Origin of the sequence: Nocardioides sp. (genome assembly GCF_024509035.1) — a bacterium.
Lineage (GTDB): Bacteria > Actinomycetota > Actinomycetes > Propionibacteriales > Nocardioidaceae > Nocardioides.
In genome coordinates this window covers 1-5,047 of the sequence record NZ_JANINT010000161.1, presented here as the reverse complement: position 1 = coordinate 5,047, position 5,047 = coordinate 1, and the positions used below count along the sequence as shown (strand labels likewise).

The window sequence follows — 5,047 nt, the reverse complement described above, 5'->3', positions numbered from 1 at the left end:
TCGTCGACCTCGACGAGCACGATCGTCGGGTCGTCGAGGTGCTCCTCCACCCACTGGGTGGTGACGAGGGAAGTCTCGCGGCTCATGGTTTCTACCTTTCTTGTGCAGCTCGGGCTGCGGGGTCTGTGTAGGAGTTGCGGTAGGCGTTCGGGTGCGCTCAGGCGGTGAGGCGCTTGGCGAGGAGGTACAGCTCGCAGCCCAGGCAGAAGCGGAAGAGGGCGTTGAGGAGGGCGGCGACCAGGGCGAAGCCGGTGGCGACGAGCCCGAGCGCGTCGAGGCCGGTCACGAAGCCGAGGAGGCCGACGACCGCGAAGCCCAGGCCGACGGTCTGGGCGAAGCCCGGCGGGGCCGGGTCCTCGAGCTCGGTCGGCGCCGCGAGGCGCGGACGCACGAAGGTGCGGAACAGCCAGGCGTACGGCGTGCGCTGCACTCCGCGGGTCGCCCCGACCGCGAAGACCGCGGCCTGGAGGGCGAGGACCGCGGCCGCGGCCGGGCCGGGCGCGAGAAGCAGCACCACGATCAGGACGACCGAGGTGAGGGTGGCGGCGAACTGCGGGCCGCGAGGGTCGATACCTGCTGCGAGGGTCGAGCCGGGGTGTGACTGAGCGATCGTGGACATGTCTCTCCTGCTGGCGAGTGCGGCGGCGTGGGAACGGGCCGGCACTCCGAGTGGAGAGGCGCGGCCTACGTCAGCGCATTCGACACAGCGCCGAGCGCGTGCGGCAGTGGTCCACTGCGCGGCGCTTGGTGAGCATGGTCGAGGACATGGCGACCAGAGTAGGGAGAGCGTCACCGCGTCGCCCACCGGACGTCTCATCAAGCGAGACGACTGTCCATATCGCGGACATCAGGACCGAGTGAGCGCCGTGAGGACCTGCTCCTTGCGGGGCGCGCCGGTCGCCCGGGTGACCTCACGACCGGTGGCATCGAGGACCAGCGTGGTCGGCGTACGCATCACGCCGAGCGCGCGGACCAGGTCGAGGTGGTGCTCGGCGTCGACCTCGAGGTGCTCGACACCCGGGACGACCTCGGCCACCTCGGTCAGCGTGCGACGCGTCGCGCGGCAGGGGGCACAGAACGCCGAGGAGAACTGGAGCAGGGTGGCCTTCTCGCCGAGCTTCGCCTCGGGGATCGCCGTGGTCACGTGGGTCCAGGTGGTCGGTGGTTTCGAGACCGTTGCTAGCGCAACCTCCTCAACCACCGGGTCGCTCCCCTCGACCACCGGGGCGGTGGCGTCGCGGACCTTGTGGGTGCCGCGGAACCGACCGTCGGTGAGGGCACGGTAGGAACCGAAGGCGACCGCGAGGGCGATGGCGGCGACGACGACCCATGCACCGGTGCTCATGAACCTCTCAACAGGGCCGACCACCCCGACATTCCATCGCACCTGAGACGGTGGAGGCGTGGCCTCCGCTCTCGCGAGACGAACGATCCTGCTCGCCCTCACCGGATACTCCGCAGCGCTGGCGTTCATCCTGCTCGTCCCGTGGGGCGCCATCCCCACCTCGGGCGCGTCCCGGACGGCCGAGCTCGCCGCCCGCCTCGGCGCCCCCGCCTGGGCCCTCGAGCCGGCGCGCTGGGAGTTCGCGTGCAACGCCTTGATCCTCATGCCGGTCTCGATGCTCGGATCGCTGATCTGGCAGCGCACCACCTGGAAGGACTGGACGGCGTACGCGTTCGTGATCGCCGGGACCGTCGAGCTCGTCCAGGGTCTGCTGCTGCCCGAGCGGTCCGCGACGTTCGCCGACGTGGTCGCCAACACCCTGGGGGGGCTGGGCGGTGCGCTGGCCGTCGAGGTGGGACTGACCGTGCTAGGACGCCGGCGTACGCCGTTCTAGCCGACCGACCTCGGCCTCCAGGCGGCGCACCCGGTCCTCGAGGTGCAGCACGTGCGCGATGCCGGCCAGGTTGAGACCGTCGGCCAGGAGCTCGCGGATGCGGTGCAGCCGGTCGATGTCGTCGGGGCTGTAGAGGCGGGTGCCGCCCGGCGTGCGGTCGGGGTCGACGAGGCCACGGCGCTCGTAGACGCGGAGGTTCTGGATCTGCATCGAGACCATCTCGGCCGCCACCGAGATCGCGAAGACGCCGCGGGTCGTCTCCGGCATCCGTCCTCCTCTCCTGCGGCACTGGGGTGGTTTCGCGACGGTTGCTGGCGCAACCTCCTCAACCACCGTCTGACACTTGATTTTGCCTGACGGTTGGAATATATGAAACCTATAACCGCTGATATAGATGAGGGGCTCACGCAGACCCTCGCCCGCACTCCATCTGGAACCAGGAGGACATGTGATGTTGCTGCGCACGACGGACCCGTTCCGTGACTTCGACCGCCTCACCCAGCAGATCTTCGGCACCACGAACCGTCCCGCGGTGATGCCGATGGACGCCTGGCGCGAGGGTGACCGCTTCGTCATCGAGTTCGACCTGCCCGGCATCAGCAAGGAGAGCATCGACCTCGACGTCGAGCGCAACGTGCTGACCGTCCGCGCCGAGCGGGTGGCCCGCAACGGCGACTGGGAGGCGCTGGCCTCCGAGCGGCCGCGCGGCATGTTCAGCCGCCAGCTCGTGCTGGGCGACAACCTCGACCTCGACCACATCGAGGCGGCGTACGCCGACGGCGTGCTGCGCCTGGTCGTGCCGGTCGCCGAGAAGGCCAAGCCGCGCAAGATCGAGGTGCAGGTCAACGCCTCCGACAGTGGGCGGACCGCGATCGAGGCGTGACCTCAGCCGCCGGCGAACGGCGGCAGGAACTCGACCGAGGACCCGGGTGGCACGAGGACGTCGCCCGGGTCCTCGGCGTTCACGGGGCGGTCGCCGATCAGCGTCGAGCAGATCGCGAGCACGTCGGGCAGGCGGGTTCCGGGGTGCAGGGCGATCGCCCGGGCGAGCACCTCGGCGAGGGTGATCGGGCCGTCGACGCTCAGCTCGTCACCCCCGGTCCCCGCCGCCGACCGAGCCGCCGCCCAGTAGTGGACGTGGATGGTCTGCGTCTCATTTGTCTTTGAAGGATCCAAGTCGACGCCCATGTGACGGTATTGTTCCGCACCAGGAAATCCGGCCGAAGCCCAGCGTTGCGTTTCGGTCCCCGCCCCGGCCATCGGGAGGAGACCAGTCATGAGCACGCTCCTGCTTCTCACCAGCGCGCTGCAGCCGTCCGCGGAGGTCCTGCCCGCGCTCTCGCTGCTCGGCCACCAGGTCAAGATCCTCCCCGCCGAGGGCAGCGCCCTGCTCGAGGCTCCCGACTCCGACCTGCTGCTCGTCGACGGCCGCCAGGACCTCGCGCACGCCCGCGACCTGTGCCGCCTGATCCGCACCACCGGCACCGACGTCCCCGTGCTGCTGATCTGCACCGAGGGCGGCCTCGCCGTCGTGCTGCACGACTGGGGCATGGACGACGTCGTGCTGCACACCTGCGGCCCCGCCGAGCTCGAGGCGCGCATCAAGCTCGCGATCGGCCGCCTCGCCGCGCGCCGCGACGCCGACGACCCCGACTCGCACGTGATCCGGTCCGGCGAGGTGCTCGTCGACGACGCGACGTACACCGCGAAGGTCGGCGGGCGGCCGCTGGACCTGACGTTCAAGGAGTTCGAGCTCCTCAAGTTCCTCGCCCAGCACCCCGGGCGGGTCTTCAGCCGCCAGCAGCTACTGCAGGAGGTGTGGGGCTACGACTACTTCGGCGGCACCCGCACCGTCGACGTGCACGTACGCCGCCTCCGCGCCAAGCTCGGCCCCGAGAACGAGACGCTCATCGGGACCGTGCGCAACGTCGGCTACCGCTTCGTGCTGCCAGCCAAGGACCAGAAGGCCGTCGCCGCCGACGCCCGTGAGACGTCGGTCGAGCAGAACGCCTGACCTACGCCAGCCCGATCAGGGCTCGCGCGTCGTCCGGTGACATCGGCGTGCGCTGGGCGAGCGCCGCGGCGCTGACCGCGCGCTCGACGAGCTGGCTGTTGCGCTCGACCGGCACCCTCCGGGCCAGCGTGAGCACGTCCTCCATGCCGACGCGCAGGTGGCCGCCCATCGACAGCGCCGCGAACATCACCGGCAGCGTGCTGCGGCCGATGCCGGTGGCCGACCAGCTCGTGACCTCCTCGGGGAGCAGCCCGACGCCCGCGACGAGCGCGGCGGCGGTGCCGGGCATGCCGCCCGGCACGCCCATCACGAAGTCGCAGTGCACCTTGCCGCCGTACGGCAGGCCGTAGGTGTCGAGCAGCCGGCGCAGCGCGTGCACGTGGCCGAGGTCGAAGAGCTCGAACTCCGGCACGACCTGGCGCTCCTGGCTGAGCTGGTAGAGCTCGCAGATGAACGGCCAGGGGTTGGAGAAGACGTCGTCGCCGAAGTTGGTGGTGCCCATCGTCAGGCTGCACGAGTCGGGCTGGGCGTCGAGCACCTTGAGCCGGTGCTCGAGCGGGTCGTGGACCGAGCCTCCGGTGGAGAGCTGGACCACCAGGCCGGTCTGCTCGCGCAGCGCCTGGACGGTGTCCTTCAGGCGGGTCGGGTCGAGCGTCGGGCGGTGGTCGGCGTCCCGGATGTGGACGTGGATCATCGCCGCGCCCGCGGCCTCGCACTCCTGGGCGGCTTGCACGAGCTCCTCGAGGGTGGTCGGGAGCTGGGGGCAGTCTTCCTTGGTGGTCTCGGCGCCGGTCGGGGCGACGGTGATGAGGATCTGGTCGGGTGACGTCGTTGGCACGATCGCATCGTGCCAGAGGCAGACTGTCGGGGTGCGAGCGGTCATCCAGCGCGTCCTGCGGGCCAGTGTCAGCGTCGAGGGCGAGGTGGTCGGCGCGATCGAGGAGCCGGGGTTGCTGGTCTACCTCGGCGTGACCCACGACGACGGCGCGGACGAGATCGCGTGGATGGCCCGCAAGATCTGGGACCTGCGGCTGCTGCGCGACGAGCAGTCCGCCTCCGACATCAGCGCACCGGTCCTGGTGGTCAGCCAGTTCACGCTGTACGGCGACGCGCGCAAGGGCCGGCGTCCCACGTGGCAGGCCGCGGCGCCCGGACCGGTCAGCGAGCCGGCGTACGACGCCGTGTGTGCCGAGCT

9 protein-coding genes are annotated in these 5,047 nt (G+C 70.7%); 4 read left to right on the top strand and 5 right to left on the bottom strand.

Features of this window, described 5'->3' with window-relative positions; all coding sequences use genetic code 11:
- Window positions 1-157: 157 nt before the first annotated feature.
- Window positions 158-619 carry a DUF4395 domain-containing protein gene (locus Q0L15_RS12555; RefSeq protein WP_296604780.1) on the bottom strand — a complete coding sequence of 154 codons (462 nt, stop codon included), beginning with the start codon at window positions 617-619 and terminating at the stop codon, window positions 158-160.
- A gap of 228 nt (window positions 620-847) precedes the next feature.
- Window positions 848-1,345 (bottom strand): thioredoxin family protein, encoded by a 498-nt coding sequence (locus Q0L15_RS12550; RefSeq protein WP_296604779.1) that lies wholly within the window; start codon window positions 1,343-1,345, stop codon window positions 848-850.
- Window positions 1,346-1,403: 58 nt separating this feature from the next.
- On the opposite strand from Q0L15_RS12550, the gene Q0L15_RS12545 reads away from it, so the two are divergent.
- A complete protein-coding gene (locus Q0L15_RS12545) occupies window positions 1,404-1,838 on the top strand; it encodes a VanZ family protein (protein WP_296604778.1) in 435 nt (144 codons plus the stop codon).
- Here the strand turns inward: Q0L15_RS12545 and Q0L15_RS12540 are convergent.
- Window positions 1,812-2,105 (bottom strand): MerR family transcriptional regulator, encoded by a 294-nt coding sequence (locus Q0L15_RS12540; protein WP_296604777.1) that lies wholly within the window; start codon window positions 2,103-2,105, stop codon window positions 1,812-1,814. The two genes, Q0L15_RS12545 and Q0L15_RS12540, sit on opposite strands and share 27 nt — an antisense overlap.
- A 184-nt stretch (window positions 2,106-2,289) precedes the next feature.
- Between Q0L15_RS12540 and Q0L15_RS12535 the strand changes: the two genes are divergently transcribed.
- Entirely contained in the window at window positions 2,290-2,721 is a 432-nt protein-coding gene (locus Q0L15_RS12535) for an HSP20 family small heat-shock protein (protein WP_296604776.1), read from the top strand.
- A gap of 2 nt (window positions 2,722-2,723) precedes the next feature.
- On the opposite strand, the gene Q0L15_RS12530 is transcribed toward Q0L15_RS12535, so the two are convergent.
- Complete coding sequence (locus Q0L15_RS12530) at window positions 2,724-3,026, bottom strand: MoaD/ThiS family protein (RefSeq protein WP_296604775.1); 303 nt, start codon at window positions 3,024-3,026, stop codon at window positions 2,724-2,726.
- Window positions 3,027-3,114: 88 nt separating this feature from the next.
- On the opposite strand from Q0L15_RS12530, the gene Q0L15_RS12525 reads away from it, so the two are divergent.
- Window positions 3,115-3,852 carry a response regulator transcription factor gene (locus tag Q0L15_RS12525; protein ID WP_296604774.1) on the top strand — a complete coding sequence of 246 codons (738 nt, stop codon included), beginning with the start codon at window positions 3,115-3,117 and terminating at the stop codon, window positions 3,850-3,852.
- 1 nt (window position 3,853) lies between these two features.
- On the opposite strand, the gene Q0L15_RS12520 is transcribed toward Q0L15_RS12525, so the two are convergent.
- Complete coding sequence (locus Q0L15_RS12520; protein WP_296604773.1) at window positions 3,854-4,690, bottom strand: 3-keto-5-aminohexanoate cleavage protein; 837 nt, start codon at window positions 4,688-4,690, stop codon at window positions 3,854-3,856.
- Window positions 4,691-4,721: 31 nt separating this feature from the next.
- Here Q0L15_RS12520 and Q0L15_RS12515 point away from each other — a divergent pair.
- Window positions 4,722-5,047, top strand: a 326-nt coding sequence (locus Q0L15_RS12515; RefSeq protein ID WP_296604772.1) for a D-aminoacyl-tRNA deacylase, incomplete at its 3' end; no start/stop codon positions are given.

Bases quoted from the DNA above. Each gene is read 5' to 3' on its own strand.
- Q0L15_RS12555 (WP_296604780.1), bottom strand. From the start codon at position 619: ATGTCCACGATCGCTCAGTCACACCCCGGCTCGACCCTCGCAGCAGGT.
- Q0L15_RS12550 (WP_296604779.1), bottom strand. From the start codon at position 1,345: ATGAGCACCGGTGCATGGGTCGTCGTCGCCGCCATCGCCCTCGCGGTC.
- Q0L15_RS12540 (WP_296604777.1), bottom strand. From the start codon at position 2,105: ATGCCGGAGACGACCCGCGGCGTCTTCGCGATCTCGGTGGCGGCCGAG.
- Q0L15_RS12535 (WP_296604776.1), top strand. From the start codon at position 2,290: ATGTTGCTGCGCACGACGGACCCGTTCCGTGACTTCGACCGCCTCACC.
- Q0L15_RS12530 (WP_296604775.1), bottom strand. From the start codon at position 3,026: ATGGGCGTCGACTTGGATCCTTCAAAGACAAATGAGACGCAGACCATC.
- Q0L15_RS12525 (WP_296604774.1), top strand. From the start codon at position 3,115: ATGAGCACGCTCCTGCTTCTCACCAGCGCGCTGCAGCCGTCCGCGGAG.